Raw genomic sequence first — 18,056 nt, 5'->3', positions numbered from 1 at the left:
TTCCAAGGGGGCCGTTAACACCCCGTTAACTTTGAGACTCGTGAAGATTCTATTCGCCTCCCAGGCGAGCGACTCCTGTGACTCCCTTGTGGATTTTGGTGGACAAAGCCGGTGAAACTGCGCTCTCCAACCTATTCGCAGCATCATAATGATAAGCGCCCTGACGGGCTGGGTTGAATTGAGGTTTGAAGGGGGGTCTGCATGGCGGGCAGCAGCGGAAAGAAAATACTGGACGTTCTGGCGGGTCAGGTCGTGTCGCCGCCTCCGGTCTGGATGATGCGGCAAGCTGGCCGCCATCTGCCGGAATACCTCGAGACCAGGGCGCGGGCACGGGACTTCCTCGACTTCTGCTACACGCCGTCCCTCGCCGCTGAAGCGACACTCCAACCCATCCGCCGCTACAGCATGGATGCAGCGATCCTGTTTGCCGACATCCTTCTGATCCTCGACGCCATGGGTCTCGGCGTACGGTTCGAGAAGGGTGAAGGCCCGCTGGTGGAGGAGATTTCGCAGCCTTCGGACCTGCGGCGGATCAAACCAGAGGCAGCGGCGGACAAGCTGTCGCCCGTTTATGAAACGGTCGCCCGGGTTAAAGCGGCCTTGCCGCGGGAAACGACCCTCATGGGTTTTGCAGGCTCGCCCTGGACGGTGACGCTCTATGCCGTCGAAGGTCGGGGCAAAACCGACAAGTCGGCTGCCTGGCGCTGGGCGCATGGCCGCCCGGTGGACCTCGCCGAAGCCATGGATCTCGTCGGCGAGGCGACAGCGCATTACCTCGCCCGCCAGGTGGAAGCCGGCGCTGATGCGCTGATGTTATTCGACAGTTGGGCCGAAGGTCTGCCGGACAATATCTTCGAGGAAGTTATCATCGCGCCGACGAAAAAGCTCGTCGACCGACTGCGCGGAATGGGGATCACCGTGCCGATCATCGGTTTTCCGCGCGGAGCCGGCGTCATGGTGCCGGACTATGTGAAGGCGACCGGCGTGACCGGGGTTGGTCTCGATACAGCGGCGTCCCCGAAATTCATCAATAGCACGCTGCCGGCAAACTTCCCCGTTCAAGGCCATCTTGATCCCCTCCTCCTGATCGAAGGCGGCGGGCGTCTTGACGCACGGGTGGATCAACTTCTGGACGCCTATCGCGGGCGGCCCCATATCTTCAATCTCGGTCACGGGGTCAGGCCCGAAACACCGATCGCCAACGTCGAGCGTGTTCTGGACCGGATTCGAAAAGGATAAAGCCGCGCATGGGCCGCAAAATCGCCGTCGTATTATTCAATCTCGGCGGTCCCGACAAACCGGCTTCGGTGCAGCCTTTCCTGCAAAACCTGTTCCGGGATGCGGCCATCATCCGCGCGCCTCTTCCGATCCGCTGGTTTCTGGCGCGCCTGATCTCGCGAACCCGCGCGCCGGCGGTGAAAAAGAACTATGCGATGATGGATGCTGACGGGGGCTCTCCCCTGCTCCGCGAAACCGAAGCGCAAGCGCGCGCACTTGAAGCGGAATTGTCGAAGGCACTGCCGGGCGACGACGTGAAATGCTTCATCGCGATGCGCTACTGGCACCCGTTCACTGAAGAAGCGGCCGCCGAAGTTAAACGCTGGAAGGCGGACGAAGTGGTGCTGCTGCCGCTTTATCCCCAGTTCTCGACAACCACGACGGGGTCATCGTTGGATGCCTGGAAGAAAGCTTATCGCGGCTCGGCACGAACGGTCTGTTGCTATCCCTTCGAAGAGAATTTCGTCGCCGCGCATGTCGACAAGATCAACGGCGCCCACCGCCGGGCAGGCTCACCGGAGCAGGTCACGCTTCTCCTGTCGGCTCATGGCTTACCCGAACAGGTCGTCAAAGACGGCGATCCCTACCAGTGGCAATGCGAGGCGCTGGCCGAAATGATTGCCGGCCGGGTGCCGGCGGAATGGGAGGTCATCCCCTGCTACCAGTCGCGCGTCGGGCCGCTGAAGTGGATTGGCCCGGCAACCGATCTCGAAGTCGAGCGTGCGGCGAAAGCCGGAAAGAACATCCTGATTGCGCCGATTGCCTTCGTATCCGAGCATATCGAGACGCTGGTCGAACTCGGCGAGGAGTACCGCCTGCTCGCCGAAGGGCATGGCGCTGCGAGTTATACCCGCGTCGAAGCGCTGGGTGTGCATGAGGGGTTCATCCAGACCCTGACCCAGGAAACGCTCGCCGCACTGGATATGAAAGGCGCACTACGCTCCTGCGCTGGCGGTCGGCTCTGCCCGTCGGACTGGACGGGCTGCCCGCATGCCGTCACACATCAGAAAGCCGGCGAACGGGTTATCGAAACAGCGGTCTGAGGGGGCCTGCGTGGATATTTATCTCTGGGTGAAGGCCGCCCACCTCATCTTCGTGGTCGCGCTGATGGCCGGGCTCCTGGTCTATCCGCGCTACAAGATCCACCAATTATCCAGCCGCCCGGGCGAACCCCTGTTCGAAACAATGAAAGATGCGTCGAACCGGCTGAAACGCATCATCCTGAATCCAAGTATCATACTCGTCTGGGTGTTCGGGATCCTGATGGTGTACCTGGACTATTCAGGCGGCGGGCAATTGTACCTCCAGCCGTGGTTTCACGCGAAACTGTTGCTGGTCCTCGGAATCAGCGGCTTTCACGGCTATTTCATCACGCTCGGCAAACGGGTGGATGCGGTGACCGGCACGGTCCAAGCGCGGACCCTGCGTATGCTGAACGAAGTGCCTTTCATCCTGATGATCGGTGTCGTCATCCTGGTGATCGTCCGGCCGTTCTGACCGGACATCCTTTGCGGCTTGACCTTTTGAGACAAATTGGCGAAGAGAGGCGCATGCCGGTGCGCCCATTCCTCGTGGCGCCACCTCTATTCCCCTGACCGGCACCCCCCCTTGCTAGATCCAAAATCCGGACCGCTCCGAATGGCTTCCTCGATGCTCGACAACCTCACCAGCGTCACGCTGCGCGAACTTAAAGCGAAAACCCCTGAAGAGCTTCTGCTCTACGCCGAGGAGCTTGAGGTCGAGAATGCGTCCTCAATGCGAACCCAGGACATGCTGTTCGCGATCCTGAAAGAGCTCGCCGACAGCGAAGTCGAGATCACAGGGCAGGGCGTGCTTGAGGTTCTGGTCGATGGCTTCGGCTTCCTGCGCTCGCCGGAATCGAACTACCTGCCTGGCCCGGACGACATCTATGTCAGCCCCGAAGTGCTGAAGAAGGCCAACATCCGCACCGGCGATACGGTCGAGGGCCCGATCCAGGCGCCGCAGGATGCCGAGCGCTATTTCGCCCTGACCGATGTCAGCCGGATCAATTTCGAGGATCCGGACAAGGCCAACAAGAAAGTCCACTTCGACAACCTGACCCCGCTCTATCCGGATCGCCGCCTGAAAATGGAAAGCCGAGATCCGACCAAGAAGGATCGTTCCGGCCGGGTCATCGACATCGTCGCCCCGATCGGCAAAGGCCAGCGCGCCCTGATCGTCGCTCCGCCCCGCACCGGTAAGACGGTCCTGATGCAGAACATCGCGTCTGCGATCGAAGAGAACCATCCCGAGTGCTATCTGATCGTCCTGCTGATCGACGAGCGTCCGGAAGAAGTGACCGACATGCGCCGCACCGTGAAGGGTGAGGTCATCGCTTCGACCTTCGACGAGCCGGCGACCCGCCACGTCCAGGTCGCCGAAATGGTGATCGAGAAAGCCAAACGCCTCGTCGAGCACAAACGGGATGTCGTCATCCTGCTCGACTCGATCACGCGTCTCGGCCGCGCCTACAACACGACCGTCCCCTCCTCCGGCAAGGTGCTGACCGGGGGTGTCGATGCCAACGCCCTTCAGCGCCCGAAGCGTTTCTTCGGTGCGGCGCGGAACGTCGAGAATGGTGGCTCGCTGACCATCGTCGCCACGGCCCTGATCGATACCGGCAGCCGAATGGACGAGGTCATCTTCGAGGAATTCAAAGGCACGGGTAACTCCGAAGTCGTGCTCGACCGGAAGATCGCCGACAAGCGGACCTTCCCGGCCATCGACATCATGAAGTCCGGGACTCGGAAAGAAGAGCTCATCACGCCGCAGGACCAGCTGTCGAAGATCTACATCCTTCGCCGCATCCTCGGACCGATGGGCACCAATGATGCCATCGACTTCCTGATCGACAAGCTGCGCCAGACGAAGACCAACGACGAGTTCTTCGAAGCGATGAAGAACTAGGGTCGCGCACATGGGTGCGCAGGACACAATCTGTGCCCTCGCTTCCGGGCCACCCCCATCGGCGATTGCGGTCGTTCGGGTTTCAGGCCCGGCGGTTCCCGATATCTGCGGACGCCTATTGGCATCTGGTGTGCCAGAACCACGCCGGGCGGTCCTGACACGGATCACGGATTCCGGCGGCGCCGAGATCGATCACGGGCTCGCCTGCTTCTCCCCTGCCCCGCACTCCTATACCGGCGAGCATACGCTCGAGCTTTACCTCCATGGCGGACCGGCCGTGATTGCGCACGCGCTCGATGCCTTGACCGCCTTGCCCGGCGTTCGTCTGGCGGAAGCCGGGGAGTTCACCCGCCGCGCATTTGAGGCCGGGAAGCTGGACCTGACCGAAGCCGAAGGAGTCGCGGATCTGATTGAAGCCGAGACCCTCGGCCAGAAGGCGCAAGCCCTTCGCCAACTCTCGGGCGGATTGTCCGACACATATAATGAATGGCGTGACGAGCTGACCGGACTGCTGGCCCTCGTTGAAGTAATGGTCGACTTTCCGGATGAGGGTGATGTCGATGCCGGCGCCGCTTCGCCGGTCCGCGGCCGGATCGAAAGCCTGATGGCCGAAGTCGAAGCAGCGCTCGGCGATGGCGGAATCGGCGAACGCATCCGCGACGGATTCCGGATCGCCATCGTCGGTCCGCCGAACGCCGGCAAATCGTCGATCCTGAATCGTCTCGCCCGGCGAGAGGCCGCCATCGTCACCGACATCGCGGGCACGACCCGGGACGTGGTCGAAGTGCGCCTTGTCCTTGGCGGACAGGTTGTGTGGATCGCGGACACGGCGGGTCTGCGCGAAACGGAAGACGTCGTCGAAGCCGAAGGGGTTCGCCGGGCGAAACGGGCGGCCGCCGAAGCCGACCTCCGCATCCATGTGATCGACGCCGAAGACCCCTCCCCTCCCCCAGGCCCAGTCCTCGCACAGGACATTGTTGTCTTCAACAAAGCCGACTTGCGGTTCCCCCTTCTCGCCCCGGACGGGGCGTTGCCGGTTTCGGCGAAGACCGGCGAAGGCCTGGACCGGCTCGAATCCTCGATATCCGGTTTCGTCTCGCAGCGCGCCGCTTCGGTCGAAGCGCCTGTCATCACCCGGGCCCGGCACCGCGAAAAACTCACCCGGGGCCTCGCCGCGCTCAAGGCCGCGCGGGACGCCATGGATCAGGATCTCGGCTTCGAACTTGTGGCCGAGGATCTCCGCCTGGCCATCCGCGAGATGCAATCCATCGTCGGGGAGATCGGGGTCGAGGATGTACTCGGCGCCGTATTCTCCCGCTTCTGCATCGGGAAATAGTCTCTAGGGTTTGGGGGCGCCCGGCGTTATATAGCCGCCCGTACCCCCTGCTTAAGAGATGGTTAATGCCGGACCCGGCCGACTTTGATGTGATCGTGATTGGCGGCGGCCATGCCGGCTGCGAAGCCGCGGCGGCCTCCGCCCGCTTCGGCGCGCGCACCGCTTTCGTCACGCACAAGCTGTCGACCATCGGCGAGATGAGTTGCAACCCGGCCATCGGTGGTCTGGGCAAGGGTCACCTCGTGCGCGAGATTGATGCGCTCGACGGCGTCATGGGACGCCTCGCCGACAAGGCCGGCATCCAGTTCCGCATGCTCAACCGGTCCAAAGGTCCGGCGGTCTGGGGCCCCCGGTCCCAGATCGACCGCAAGCTCTACCGCCAGGCCATGCAAACCGAACTCGCAGACTATCCGAACCTAACCCTGATCGAGGACGGCGCCGAAGACCTGATCGTCGAAGACGGCAAGGTCGCCGGCGTGGTCGGTCTGACCGGAACGGTCTACCGCGCGGGCCGGGTCGTCATCACGACGGGCACCTTCCTCAAGGGGGTTATCCATATCGGCGCCCGGCGCATCCCGGCGGGCCGGGTCGGTGAGGCGCCGGCGATCGGACTTTCGGACCGCCTCTATGCGCTCGGTCTTCCGATGGGCCGTCTCAAGACCGGAACACCCGCGCGTCTCGATGGCCGGACCATTCATTGGGACCGTCTCGAAATGCAGCCGGCCGACGAAGCCCCGATCCCGTTCAGCTTCCTGACGGACGAAATCCGCGTGCCCCAAGTATCGTGCGGCATTACCTGGACGACGCCGGAGACCCACGCGATCATTGACGCGAACATGTCCCAGTCGGCGGTCTACTCCGGTGCGATTGCCGGACGGGGTCCGCGCTATTGTCCCTCCATCGAGGACAAGGTCCAACGCTTCGCCGACCGCGACCGCCACCAGATCTTTCTCGAGCCGGAAGGCCTCGACGATCACACCGTCTATCCGAACGGCATATCGACTTCGCTTCCTGAGGAGATCCAGGACAAGTTCATCCGGACCATTCCCGGCCTCGAGGATGTCGTTATCCTCCAGCATGCCTATGCCATCGAGTATGACTATGTTGACCCGCGCGCCCTGAGCCCGGCCCTCGAAGTGAAAGCTCTCGCGGGTCTCTATCTCGCAGGACAGATCAACGGCACGACCGGATACGAGGAAGCTGGCGCCCAAGGTCTGATGGCGGGGCTCAACGCCGCCCGGGCGACCGCCGGAAAGGACCCGGTGATCTTCGATCGTGCCGAGGCCTATATCGGCGTCCTGATCGATGACCTCGTAACGCGGGGGGTCACCGAGCCCTATCGCATGTTCACCTCCCGCGCGGAGTACCGGCTCGCGCTTCGCGCTGACAATGCGGACCAACGCCTGACACCGCGAGGTCTGGAAGCCGGATGCGTCGGCCCGGAACGCGCCGCCATGTTTCACGTGAAACATCGCGCACTCGACGAGGCGCGCGCGACCCTTAAGTCGTTGACCCTGTCGCCAGCCGCCGCCGCCAAGGCCGGATGGACCGTGAACCAGGACGGCCGTGTGCGGTCGGCCTGGGAGTATCTTTCCTACAAGGACATCACGTTCGAGCAGCTCCGGTCTGTCTGGCCGGAGCTCGAGTCGATCCCGGCGCCGGTCCGTGCCCAGGTCGAGATCGAAGCGCTTTATGCTGCCTATCTGGATCGGCAGACTGAAGACGTCGCCGCCCTTCGCCGGGACGAAGCGCTGACCCTTCCGGCTGATCTCGATTACGCGGCCATCGGTGGTCTCTCGAACGAGGTCCGTCAGAAGCTCATCGCGGTTCGTCCGGCGACGCTCGGACAGGCGGCCCGGATCGAGGGCGTCACGCCGGGCGCCTTGACGGCGCTGCTCGGTCACGTGAAACGGATCCGCCGGGCAGGATAAAGATGACAGACCAGAATGACCGCGCGGCGTTTCTCGCCGCTCACGATGTTTCACGTGAAACACTCGCGCGGCTCGATCGCGTGATCGCCACGCTCGACGACTGGCGAACGCGGAGCAACCTCATCGGCCCGAAAGAATGGCCGCAGATCTGGACCCGCCATGTCGGCGACTCGGTCCAGCTCCTCGACCGCATTCCGGATACGGCGAAAGTCGTCGACCTCGGATCGGGCGCCGGCTTTCCCGGACTGGTGATCGCGGCCGCGCGTCCGGCGGGCCATGTGACCCTGATGGAGAGTGTCGGAAAGAAGTGCGCCTTCCTTCGGGCGGCGATCGAAGCGGCCGATCTCCCGGCGAACGTCTATCAGGGCCGCATCGAATCCGCGCCCCCGATCGAGGCCGATTATGTCACGGCACGGGCCTTTGCGCCGATGACACAGCTTCTCGATTATGCCGCGCCCTGGCTGTGTAATGGAGCAACAGGGGTTTTCCCAAAGGGCGAACGCTGGAAAGAAGAATTGACGGCGGCCCAGCAAAGGTGGAATTTCGCGTATCAAGCGATTCCAAGTCGCAGTGGTGGGTCCGGGGTCATTTTAATTGTCAGGGAGGCGGCGCGACGTCATGGCCAGGCCTAGGATATTTGCGGTAGTCAACCAGAAGGGCGGCGTCGGAAAGACGACGACCTCGATCAACCTCGGCACGGCGCTCGCCGCCGTAGGGCGCCGGGTCCTGATCGTCGATTTCGATGCCCAGGGCAACGCATCGACCGGACTCGGGATCACGCGCGCGGAGCGTCTGCGCACCTCTTATGATCTGGTCGTGGACCGGATTCCGCTCGAAGAAGCGGTGCTATCCACCATCGTGCCGCGGCTCGACATCATCCCGGGCGACGAAAACCTGTCCGGCGTCGAGACCGAACTGGCGGGCGATTCCCACCGGTCCTACCGTCTCAAGGAAGCGCTGCAGACCTATATCGCGCGCGCTGAGACCGGCGACCTCGTGAAATACGACTACGTCCTGATCGATTGTCCGCCGTCGCTGTCGGCGTTGACCATGAATGCCATGACCGCCTCGGACGCCTTGCTGGTTCCGCTTCAGTGCGAGTTCCTCGCGCTCGAAGGACTGTCCCAGCTTCTGCGTACTGTCGAAGTCGTCCGGTCCGGCCTCAACCCGACGCTCGAAATCCAGGGCGTGGTGCTTACGATGTATGACCGCCGCAACAGCCTGTCAGACCAGGTGGCCAACGAGGTCCGTGCCTTCTTCGGCAGCAAGGTCTACAACACCGTCATCCCGCGTAACGTACGCCTGTCCGAGGCGCCGTCCTTCGGCAAACCGGCCCTCCTTTATGATTACCGCTGTCCGGGCAGCGAGGCCTATATCCGTCTCGCGTCCGAAGTGCTCCAGCGTGAGAAGGCGAGGGTGGCATGAGTGCGGATCCCCATGACGATGGCCGCGGCAAGCCTTCGCGTCTTGGGCGCGGACTGTCGGCCTTGATCGGTGAAGTCGAAGCCATGGGCGTGCGCTCGCCGAACACGCAAGCTCCGGCGCCCGAGCTGCCGCCGACCGAGCGGCCCAACGAAATCAACATCGACAATATCCGCCGCAACCCGGCCCAGCCGCGCCGCAGTTTCGACGACGCCGAACTGCGTGAGCTGGCCGAGTCCCTGAAAACCAAGGGCGTGCTCCAGGCCATTTTGGTGAGGCCCGATCCGAAGGAAGCCGGCAAGTACCAGATCATCGCGGGCGAGCGCCGGTGGCGCGCCGCGCGGATGGCGGGCCTCACTTCCATTCCGGCGGTGGTGAAAGATGTCGACGAACTCGCACTGCTCGAGATCGGTATCATCGAGAACGTCCAGCGCGCCGACCTCAACGCGATCGACGAAGCGGAAGCCTATGACGCGCTGATCAAACGGTTCGGGCGCACGCAGGACAGCCTTGCCACCAGCGTCGGCAAGAGCCGCGTCCACATCTCGAACACGCTGCGCCTGCTCCAGCTTCCGGAGGGCGCGCGCCGCCATGTCCGCGATGGCCGCATCAGTGCCGGGCATGCCCGGGCGGCCCTTGGCGGGGCGGATCCTGAAGCCCTGATCCAGATGGCCATCGACCGCGGCCTCAGTGTGCGCGAACTCGAAGCCAAGGCACGCGAGTCGCGCGAGACGCCGAAGCTTGAAACGAAGTCGATGCCGCCGAAACCGGCAACCGAGAAAGACGTCGATACCGAAGCCCTCGAAGCGGACATCAGCCGCGAACTGGGCCTCGTCGTCGACATCCGTCACGGCCGGGAAGGGGGCGAGATCCGGATCAAGTACCGTACGCTCGAGCAGCTCGATGATGTCTGCAAACGGCTGACCGCCAAGCGCAAGCTTTAGGTGTCACCGGGCCGCTTCGGCAGCCCTTGCCAAATCGTTAATCAGTAGACGGACAATTGGCTCCGCCGTTGCACCGGCCGTCTTGGCCGCGTGCTCTGCGTCGTGGATCCGCTCCATGATCCGCATCAGGCGCTTCGGCGGCCAGGCATTCATCCGGCTACGGAACGCCGCCCATTCGTTTGGCCAGACCGGCGGCCGGAGGCTCCGGCCCGGATTGGAATCGCCGGCCGTAACCTTCTCATGTGCGCTTAGCATCCGGAGGGTTTCCATCTGGAGTGCGCGCAGAATCGAGATCGGGCTCGTGCCGGCTTCTGTCAGTCGGTCGAGAGCATTGTGCGCCTCAGCCGGTTTTCCGTCGAGCGCCGCCAGCAAGACGCCGCTGATATCCTGGCGCAGGCTGGTCGCCGTCAGCGACCGGACGTCCTCCACCGACACCGGCCGCCCCAGCCCCCGGGAATAAAGCGCCAGCTTTTCGATCTCGGCATTGGCGATGGCCCGATGGCCCGGCAGGTCTCCGACGAACAGGTCCAGGGCGTCGTCCTCGATCGTGGCCCCGTTGGCCAGCAAGGCGGCCCGCACCCGTTCGCCGATATCCCCTGCTTCTTCGGCGAAAAGCTGGAGGCAGGCTGTCCGTTCGGCCTTCTCGGCGGCCACGCGCAGTTTAGACTTTGCGGAGAGGCTGCCAGTCTCCACTACCAGCCGCGCGGCATATCGCCCGGGTTCGGCATCCCCCGCCTCGATGGCTTCGACGAGCAGCGCGGCAATCTTGTCGCCGCTGGTGCGCACCCGCACCGCCCGTTTGTCGCCGAGCAACGAGACCGCTTCGAGCGCGTCAAACAGAAGGGAAGGGTCTTTCTTGATGGCGTCATCGTCGAGCACGGTGACATCCAGTCCGGCCTTGCCGCCCCAAGCCGCGAGTACGGATTGGGCCGCGTCCGCGGCCAGACCGTCATCTTCGGAAAAGGTCAAGACCGCCCAGAAGGCGTCGCCAGGCCGCCGGGCAAAGCTTTCGGCTTGCCGGCCCTTGTGCAGCATCAGTTGCTGGCGAACTGCAGGCGGATGTCGTCGGCAATCCGCTTGGCGAGCACCCGCATCGCCCGGTCGGACGCGCTGGTCTGGGCGGCGATGTCACCGAAGGGCGAGTCTGGCACCAGGAAGCCGGTCTCGACATCGGCAGAGCCTTTGATCGAAACCCTGTCGCCCGACAAAGTATATTGGCCCGTCGCCAGCACGCTGGAGCGCGACGCGGCGCCGTCCGGCTGGAAGGCGAGGCGGGCGAGATTGTCGTCGAGGGTCACGTCCAGCGTGGCCTTTTCGGTCAATCCCGGCACGCCGAGCGCCAGTTCCTGCATCAGCGCCTGACGCAGCAAATGACCGGCCCGGCCCTGGATCGGGCTGACCTCGATCAGTCCGCCCTCGGCCAGCTTGCCATCGACGGGCGCATAAACGGGGCGGAACCCACACGCGCCGAGAGGGGCACCGAGGCTGGCGACAAGCAGGGCGGCGGCGAGGCGTTTCATGCCACGACGATATTCACGATGCGTCCCGGCACGACAATGGTTTTCTTCACGTCCTTGCCCGCGATGAACACCTCGACCTCGGGCAGGGCCCGCGCGATGGCCTCGACCTGGTCATTGCCGAGATCCTTGGCGACCGTGATTTCGCCGCGCCGTTTGCCGTTCACCTGAACGGCCAGCGTCACCGAATCGTCAGTCGTCAGGGCCGGATCGGCTTCCGGCCAGGGCGCCGAGGAGACGAAGCCCTCTCCGCCGATCCGCGCCCAGGCGCTTTCGGCGAGGTGAGGCATGAACGGCGTCACGCAGCGCGCCAACATTGACATTGCTTCCGCCCGCGCGCCGGTCAGACCCTCGGTCTGTTCGGCCTTCTTCAGCGCGTTCACCCATTCATGGATCGTCGCGATGGCGGAGTTGAACCGGAATTCCTCGATGGCCTTGTCGACCGCTTTCGCGGCGCGGTGGCTTACCCGGCGGAGGTCGAGCGACGCGGCATCCTCGCCCGGGGCAGGGTAGGGGCCTTCCGGCAGGGCGTCGGCGAGGCTCCAGATGCGCTGCGCAAACCGGCCGGCGCCTTCGACGCCCGACTGGGTCCATTCGACATCGCGTTCCGGCGGGGAGTCGGACAGGACGAACCAGCGCGCGACATCGGCGCCATAGGTGGCAACAATCGCGTCCGGATCGACCGTGTTCTTCTTGGACTTCGACATCTTCTCGATCGCGCCGGCCTCGACCGGGGAACCACTCTCGATTTCGATCCAGACACCGTCCCGCTTCTCGACCGCTTTCGGCTCCAGCCAACGTCCGTCCACAGACTTGTAGGTCTCGTGCGTCACCATGCCTTGCGTGAACAGGCCCGCGAAGGGCTCGCCCGAGGGCAGACCCAGCTCGCCGCAATCGCGCATCGCCCGCGCGAAGAAGCGCGAGTAGAGCAGGTGCAACACGGCATGTTCCACGCCGCCGACATATTGATCGACCGGCAGCCAGTAGGCGCGCTCGGCCGGATCATCACAGCTGGCGAAGCGGGCATAGTACCAGGAGCTGTCCACGAACGTGTCCAGCGTGTCGGTCTCGCGCCGCGCCGGCGTGTTGCAGTTCGGGCAGTTCACATGTTTCCAGGTCGGATGGCGTTCCAGCGGATTGCCCGGCTGGTCGAAGGCCACGTCATCGGGCAGGCGCACCGGAAGGTCGGCGGCCGGCACCGGCACGATGCCGCAGCTCTCGCAATGGATCACCGGGATGGGGCAGCCCCAATAGCGCTGGCGCGAGACGCCCCAGTCGCGCAGCCGGTAATTGACCGTACCTTGACCGTGTCCGGCCGCCTCGATACGCGCAATCGCCTGGCGCTTGGCTTCGTCCACCGGCAACCCGTCCAGGAAGCCGGAATTGAAGATGCGGCCCGGGCCGGTATAGGCCTTGTCGTCCACCGCGAAGGTCGCAGGGTCGGCGTCCGGTGGCAGAACCACCGGCACGACGTTCAGGCCGAACTTGCGGGCAAAGTCGATGTCACGCTGGTCGTGCGCCGGGCAGCCGAAGATCGCGCCGGTGCCATAACCCATCAGCACGAAGTTTGCGACCCAGACCGGCAGCGTAGCGCCTTCGATGAACGGGTGCGCCACAGTGAGGCCGGTATCGAAGCCCAGCTTCTCGGCTTTCTCGATGGCTTCTTCGCTGGTGCCGATCTGCGCACACTTCGCGCGGAAGGCTTTCAGTTCGGAGGATGTGTCGGCCAGCTTGATCGTCAGAGGATGGTCGGGCGAGATCGCCACGAAGCTTGCGCCAAACAGCGTGTCGGGCCGCGTCGTGAACACTTCGATGCCGCGTTCGGACCCGTCCGGCGCCTTGCCGGTAAAGTCGAAGCGCAGCTGCAGTCCTTCGGACTTGCCGATCCAGTTGGCCTGCATCGTGCGGACCTTCTCGGGCCAGCGCTCCAGTTTCTGGACTTCCGTGAGCAGATCATCCGCATACGCTGTGATCCGGAAGAACCACTGCGTCAGCTCGCGCTGCTCCACGATGGCGCCCGAGCGCCAGCCGCGCCCGTCGATCACCTGTTCGTTGGCGAGCACGGTATTGTCGACCGGGTCCCAGTTTACTTTCGAGGCCTTGCGATAGACGAGGCCTTTTTGCAGCATCTTCAGGAACAGGGCCTGCTGTGCGCCATAATATTCCGGATCGCAGGTCGCGAACTCGCGGCTCCAGTCCAGCGACAGGCCGAGCTTCTTGAACTGCGCCTTCATGGCGTCGATGTTGGCATAGGTCCATTTGCCGGGATGGACGTTGCGCTCCATGGCCGCGTTTTCCGCCGGCATGCCGAACGCGTCCCAGCCCATCGGGTGGAGCACATTGTATCCCTTGGCGCGGCGGTGGCGGGCGACCACATCACCCATCGCATAGTTGCGCACATGGCCCATGTGCAGGCGGCCGGACGGGTAGGGGAACATCTCGAGGACGTACGCCTTCGGCGCGTCGCCGGCTTCCGCCGGAGATTTGGCTCGGAACAGGTCAGCTGCGGCCCAGGCATCACGCCATCTGGGCTCCGCAGCCTGCGGATCATACCGGGTTGCCATGGGGGGCTCCCTCTAAGGCATAAGAAGAAAGATCGAAGTTCGGCCCTTTAGCCGATCTCGGATGCCTTAAGAAGTCGGGCCCGCTCAAGAATCTTGTTCTCGAGCTGCTGGGCCGTTTCCGGATCGACGGCCGCATCGGTCCACGCGCCTTCGGAATTGACCTGACGATACAGGCTCACCTTCACGCCGTCTGCGCGCAGGCGCGAGTCGAGGATGTAGACGGTGGCTTTGATCCGTTCGTCCGGTGCGGTCTCAAAGCTCTTCCAGTCATAGATTATGAGACCGCCGACCGGGTCGGCGCTGGTCACCGGCAGGGCGGCCATCGTGTCCAGCGAGGCGCGCCACAGATAAGGGTTGGCCACGCTCACGGATTCAGCTGCAGCAAACGCCGCCTTGTTCTTGCCGCCCGAAGATTGGCAGCCGGTCACGGCGATCACTGCTGCCATGGCAGCGACGGTTGTCAGCTTCATCATTGTCTCTGTTCCCGGATGCAAGACCTTGTTCACGGGGCGTGTATAACAAGGGGGTCTAGGCCTCGCCAGTGTTGTTCTGCGCAAGGCCGCGCGATCAGCTTTCACGCAGGAGCCGCTTCATGCGCCAGCATCTGACAGGTTTGGTCCTCGCCTGCGCCGCCGTAGCCGCGCCCGCCGCCGCCCAGGATGTCTGGGACGATCCGGGCGGCATTGAAACCTCGGCGACCTATGAAGTCGGCGCCGTCCTCGCGCCGGACGCTGACGAGTCCGCTCTTTATGTCCTGCGCGGCGGGTTCGAGGCGAACTTCGTGCTCGAGAACGGCGCGGAGGTGGGCGTGCGCACCTCCGCAGCCCTCGGCAAGGATCATCCGGACCGGGCCGGCTTCAGCGGTGTGTTCGGTCCGGCCCAGCCCGTATCCGGTCCGGCCGGCGCCTATAGCGGCCTCGCGCGCGGGCCGGGCGGCGAAGACACCGGCCCCCACGGCCGCTTCGAAACCGGATACATCTATATAGACGGCGGCTACGGCGAATTGCGCGCGGGCCTCGACGAGGGGGTCGCCGCCCGCTTCTTCGAGGGTGGGCCGACCCTGTTCCGGCAGGCGGGCCTCGTGAATCCGGCGCTTGATCCGACGGGCCGTGTCCTCGCCCGTACCGACCACGACCTGACCGGCCCGTCCCTGAAGGTCAGCTACGCGAGCCCCCGCATCCTCGGGGTGAGGGCGGGGGCCTCGTTCACACCGGAAGCCAGCTCCGGCAGTCTCGACCGCGACCCTGTCCGTAGCCTCGGCAGCGCCGCCCAGCCGGATATCGAGAATGCGGTCGAAGTGGCGGTCAACGTTTCCCGCCGCCTGCCGCGTAGCGGCGTGCGCCTGCGCGCCGCCGCCGCCTATAGTGAAGCCGACGCAGCCCTCGCGGCGCTGCCCGGCAGCTATGACAAGGTCGAGACCTGGTCGGCCGGCGGGTCTGTGGAATTCTCCGCTCTGGCCTTCGGCCTCAGCTATCTTGAAAGCAATAACGGCCTCGCCGCGCCCGGCGGCGATTATTCGGCCCTGTCCGCCGCCTTCCGCCTGACGCTCGGCAAATATGACGCCGGCTTCGAGTATTCGGACGCCGAAGACGAGAATATCGGGGCTGATTCGGAGGCCATCGGCCTGTCGCTCGGCCGAAATTTTGGCGAAAACCTGCGTATTGTGGGCGGATGGCAGCGCTTTGATACCCGTTTCAAGGGAAATCCGCTGCCGCTGGCCCCGGTCACGCGGGACAGGACGGACGGTATTGTGATCGAAATCACACTATCGGGCTAAAAGCCTGCGGTTTCAGAATGTTAATCTTCCATTAACTCCCGGCGACCACTATCCTCAATGTTCAGGATGACGAACATGCGGGCGAAATTTGCACTTTCCTTTGCTTTTGCGGCGGCGGCCTTTACGGCCCCGGCGATCGCACAAGTGCATCCGACGGACGACGCCATCCGAATCGAAGCCCCCACCCTGTCGGAAACCCCCTCGGCCCGCGCCGAATGGTACCGCCAGTTCTCGGACACCAAATCCGCGGCCAGCCGCCCGCAATGGGAAGCCGAACCGTCGCAGGATTTCTCGATGCGCCTCGGCGGAAATTCCCGCTGGGAACTGAACCTCGACAAGTTCACCCGCCTCGGCACCTCGCCGCTGCCGCGTGAAGAGGTCCAGGCCGGCGCCTCCTTCAAGATCACCCCGCGCTTCTCGGTCGGCGGCGAAGTTAGCATCCGTGCGGATGACCTGAACAGCCTCAACGACTCGGCCCGCTGGGAAAACCAGGATGTCGAAGCCGGCATCCGGCTGAAATCGGCCTTTAAGTTCTAGGCTCCGGCCTTCCCGAAAGGCCGCATCCCTTCCACTGCTGCAAAACCTGCGCATCCGGCGATACGCCCGGCATTTTCCGCTGTCACGCCGCCGAGCGCATAGACCGGCACGCCGGCCGCCTTTGCGCGCCGTACGAAACGCCCGGCGCCCATCGCCGTGCCCGCACTGGCACTGCCGGAGGCAAATACGGTCGACAGCATCACCGCGTCCACCGGCAGCCGCGCCGCCGCGCGCAACTCCCACCCCGAATGGGCGCTCACCGTCTGCAGCGCGAACCGGCCCTGCCATCGCCGCGCGCCCTGGCGCAGCCGGAACGGCCAATGCACCCCGTCGGCGTGCACCTTCATCGCCAGCTCGGGGTCCGCCGCAATCAACAAGGCGACGCCCCGCCGGCGGCAGATCCGCGCCAGGTCTTCGGCGACCTGCGACCGGTCGCGCGCGCCGAAATGCCGGTAAACCATGCCAAAGCCTGCGGGCAGGCCGTGTGCGATCGCGCGCGGATCGGCAATCCGGGCCGGATCCGTCACGAACAAGGCCGGGGGAAGGGCAGGGCCCAGTGCGACCGCGCTCCGGCGCGCAGCGGCGAGCAGCTTGCGCCGCGCCCGGCTTTGGGGTTCTACGCTCATGATCATGACCGATACGCTGGAACTTGAAATTTCCAAACGCCGCGATGCCATCCTGGCCGAGCTCGCCGCCGCCGCTGCGCCGCCGCCGGTGCTCATTGCCGTCTCCAAGACCCAGCCCGATGCCGCCATCGAGGCTATGCTCGCCGCCGGCCAGCGCGTGTTCGGTGAAAACCGGGTCCAGGAAGCCGCCGCCCACTGGCAGGACCGCCGCGACGCCTATCCGGATCTCGAACTCCACCTCATCGGGCCGCTGCAGACCAACAAGTCCGAAGACGCGGTGCGCCTGTTCGATGTGATCCAGACGCTCGACCGCCCGAAGCTCGCCGACACGCTGGCCGCTGCAATGGCGAAAACCGGCCGCCGACCGCGCCTGTTCATCCAGGTCAACACCGGCGAGGAGCCGCAGAAGGCGGGCGTTACACCGGCCGGGCTCGCGGCCTTGCTGGACCACGCCCGCAACAAGGCCGGTCTCGAAATCGACGGCCTCATGTGCATCCCGCCCGTGGGCGAGCCGGCCGGGCCGCATTTCGCGCTCCTCGCAAAACTCGCACAGGCGCAGGGCCTGTCGAAACTGTCCATGGGCATGAGCGGCGATTACGTCCTCGCGGCCCGCTACGGCGCCACGCATGTCCGTGTCGGCACCGCCTTGTTCGGCGAACGCGCTATGCCCTGATCTCGATCACCGACCCAGTGCCGAGGCGCCCCAGCACCGCGCGCAGGTCCGCCTCGGCCAGCGCCACGCAGCCTTCGGTCGGCAGATAGCCGGCCCGCGCGATATGCAGGAAGATGGCGCTGCCTTTGCCCGGCTCCGGCGGATCGTCATTGTATCCGAGCTCCACGAACAGGTCGTAGAGGCCGTCTTCCCGCCACAACCGCTCATGGCTGACCCGGCAGGGCAGGGTGACGAGGCGGTTATAATAGTCTGGCGCGCCGGCATCATCGCACCAGCCATCCGTGGGCCGCAGCGCAATCGCCGGCAGGTCTGTCTCCGGCGCCGCGCCCCGGTCCGGCCGGAAAAACACCCGCCGCACCGGCCAGCGTCCGAGGGGTGAGGCGCCGTCGCCCTCGCGCTTGTCGGCGGCGGGTTTCACGCCCCCTTGGCCCAGGGCGCACCGGAAGGACAGGCCCTCGCCTTCGAAGCGGCCGTCCGCGAAGGCGATGAAATGGCTTGCCAGCGTGCGCTCCCGGGAATGTTA

Annotated in this window: 18 protein-coding genes; 12 read left to right on the top strand and 6 right to left on the bottom strand. The window is 64.6% G+C overall.

The genetic code is table 11. The annotated features are described in order from the left end of the window. The first annotated feature begins 201 nt into the window (after positions 1–201). The 9 genes from hemE (at position 202) to GC148_RS06800 (ending at position 9,839) form a co-directional block, all read left to right on the top strand. Complete coding sequence (hemE, locus tag GC148_RS06840) at positions 202–1,239, top strand: uroporphyrinogen decarboxylase (RefSeq protein WP_291069842.1); 1,038 nt, start codon at positions 202–204, stop codon at positions 1,237–1,239. Between the two features lie 8 nt (positions 1,240–1,247). Beyond that, a complete protein-coding gene (gene hemH / locus GC148_RS06835; RefSeq protein ID WP_291069840.1) occupies positions 1,248–2,321 on the top strand; it encodes a ferrochelatase in 1,074 nt (357 codons plus the stop codon). A 10-nt stretch (positions 2,322–2,331) separates the two neighbouring features. Further along, complete coding sequence (locus GC148_RS06830; protein WP_291069839.1) at positions 2,332–2,775, top strand: CopD family protein; 444 nt, start codon at positions 2,332–2,334, stop codon at positions 2,773–2,775. Positions 2,776–2,916: 141 nt separating this feature from the next. Next, positions 2,917–4,206, top strand: a complete 1,290-nt coding sequence (gene rho / locus GC148_RS06825) for a transcription termination factor Rho (protein ID WP_366063314.1) — start codon at positions 2,917–2,919, stop codon at positions 4,204–4,206. 10 nt (positions 4,207–4,216) lie between these two features. Next, positions 4,217–5,542: a tRNA uridine-5-carboxymethylaminomethyl(34) synthesis GTPase MnmE gene (gene mnmE, locus GC148_RS06820; protein ID WP_291069838.1), complete on the top strand. Its 1,326-nt coding sequence runs from the start codon at positions 4,217–4,219 to the stop codon at positions 5,540–5,542. Positions 5,543–5,607: 65 nt separating this feature from the next. Then, positions 5,608–7,473 carry a tRNA uridine-5-carboxymethylaminomethyl(34) synthesis enzyme MnmG gene (gene mnmG, locus GC148_RS06815; protein ID WP_291069836.1) on the top strand — a complete coding sequence of 622 codons (1,866 nt, stop codon included), beginning with the start codon at positions 5,608–5,610 and terminating at the stop codon, positions 7,471–7,473. A gap of 2 nt (positions 7,474–7,475) precedes the next feature. Further along, positions 7,476–8,105, top strand: a complete 630-nt coding sequence (gene rsmG, locus GC148_RS06810) for a 16S rRNA (guanine(527)-N(7))-methyltransferase RsmG (RefSeq protein ID WP_291069834.1) — start codon at positions 7,476–7,478, stop codon at positions 8,103–8,105. Continuing rightward, positions 8,092–8,898 carry a ParA family protein gene (locus GC148_RS06805; protein WP_291069832.1) on the top strand — a complete coding sequence of 269 codons (807 nt, stop codon included), beginning with the start codon at positions 8,092–8,094 and terminating at the stop codon, positions 8,896–8,898. Before rsmG ends, GC148_RS06805 begins: the two co-directional genes overlap by 14 nt. Beyond that, positions 8,895–9,839: a ParB/RepB/Spo0J family partition protein gene (locus tag GC148_RS06800; RefSeq protein WP_291069830.1), complete on the top strand. Its 945-nt coding sequence runs from the start codon at positions 8,895–8,897 to the stop codon at positions 9,837–9,839. The genes GC148_RS06805 and GC148_RS06800 overlap by 4 nt, the downstream gene beginning before the upstream one ends. A 3-nt stretch (positions 9,840–9,842) precedes the next feature. On the opposite strand, the gene holA is transcribed toward GC148_RS06800, so the two are convergent. From holA to GC148_RS06780, 4 genes are read right to left on the bottom strand one after another with little or no spacing between them, the layout of a single operon-like run. Next, the gene (gene holA, locus GC148_RS06795) at positions 9,843–10,874 is read right to left on the bottom strand and encodes a DNA polymerase III subunit delta (protein WP_291069828.1); all 1,032 of its coding nucleotides are present in this window, start codon (positions 10,872–10,874) and stop codon (positions 9,843–9,845) included. Further along, positions 10,874–11,359, bottom strand: a complete 486-nt coding sequence (locus tag GC148_RS06790; protein ID WP_291069826.1) for an LPS assembly lipoprotein LptE — start codon at positions 11,357–11,359, stop codon at positions 10,874–10,876. Before GC148_RS06790 ends, holA begins: the two co-directional genes overlap by 1 nt. Beyond that, positions 11,356–13,920 carry a leucine--tRNA ligase gene (gene leuS / locus GC148_RS06785; protein ID WP_291069824.1) on the bottom strand — a complete coding sequence of 855 codons (2,565 nt, stop codon included), beginning with the start codon at positions 13,918–13,920 and terminating at the stop codon, positions 11,356–11,358. The genes GC148_RS06790 and leuS overlap by 4 nt, the downstream gene beginning before the upstream one ends. A 47-nt stretch (positions 13,921–13,967) precedes the next feature. Then, positions 13,968–14,393 carry a DUF3576 domain-containing protein gene (locus GC148_RS06780; RefSeq protein ID WP_291069822.1) on the bottom strand — a complete coding sequence of 142 codons (426 nt, stop codon included), beginning with the start codon at positions 14,391–14,393 and terminating at the stop codon, positions 13,968–13,970. Positions 14,394–14,512: 119 nt separating this feature from the next. On the opposite strand from GC148_RS06780, the gene GC148_RS06775 reads away from it, so the two are divergent. Then, entirely contained in the window at positions 14,513–15,697 is a 1,185-nt protein-coding gene (locus tag GC148_RS06775) for a porin (protein ID WP_291069820.1), read from the top strand. A gap of 75 nt (positions 15,698–15,772) precedes the next feature. Then, positions 15,773–16,234 carry an NtrZ family periplasmic regulatory protein gene (locus GC148_RS06770; RefSeq protein ID WP_291069818.1) on the top strand — a complete coding sequence of 154 codons (462 nt, stop codon included), beginning with the start codon at positions 15,773–15,775 and terminating at the stop codon, positions 16,232–16,234. Here GC148_RS06770 and GC148_RS06765 read toward each other — a convergent pair. Continuing rightward, positions 16,231–16,860, bottom strand: coding sequence for a thiamine phosphate synthase (locus GC148_RS06765; RefSeq protein ID WP_291069816.1), 630 nt, complete (start codon positions 16,858–16,860; stop codon positions 16,231–16,233). The genes GC148_RS06770 and GC148_RS06765 overlap by 4 nt on opposite strands. Positions 16,861–16,864: 4 nt before the next feature. On the opposite strand from GC148_RS06765, the gene GC148_RS06760 reads away from it, so the two are divergent. Further along, on the top strand, positions 16,865–17,533 hold the full coding sequence (locus GC148_RS06760) for a YggS family pyridoxal phosphate-dependent enzyme (RefSeq protein WP_291069814.1): 669 nt from the start codon (positions 16,865–16,867) through the stop codon (positions 17,531–17,533). On the opposite strand, the gene GC148_RS06755 is transcribed toward GC148_RS06760, so the two are convergent. After that, positions 17,523–18,035, bottom strand: a complete 513-nt coding sequence (locus GC148_RS06755; RefSeq protein ID WP_366063415.1) for a L,D-transpeptidase family protein — start codon at positions 18,033–18,035, stop codon at positions 17,523–17,525. The genes GC148_RS06760 and GC148_RS06755 overlap by 11 nt on opposite strands. Positions 18,036–18,056 lie beyond the last annotated feature (21 nt).

Source organism: Hyphomonas sp., from assembly GCF_016125515.1.
Classification (GTDB): domain Bacteria; phylum Pseudomonadota; class Alphaproteobacteria; order Caulobacterales; family Hyphomonadaceae; genus Hyphomonas.
The sequence above is the reverse complement of the archived record's forward strand: the minus strand, read 5'-3'. Positions and strand labels throughout refer to the sequence as shown.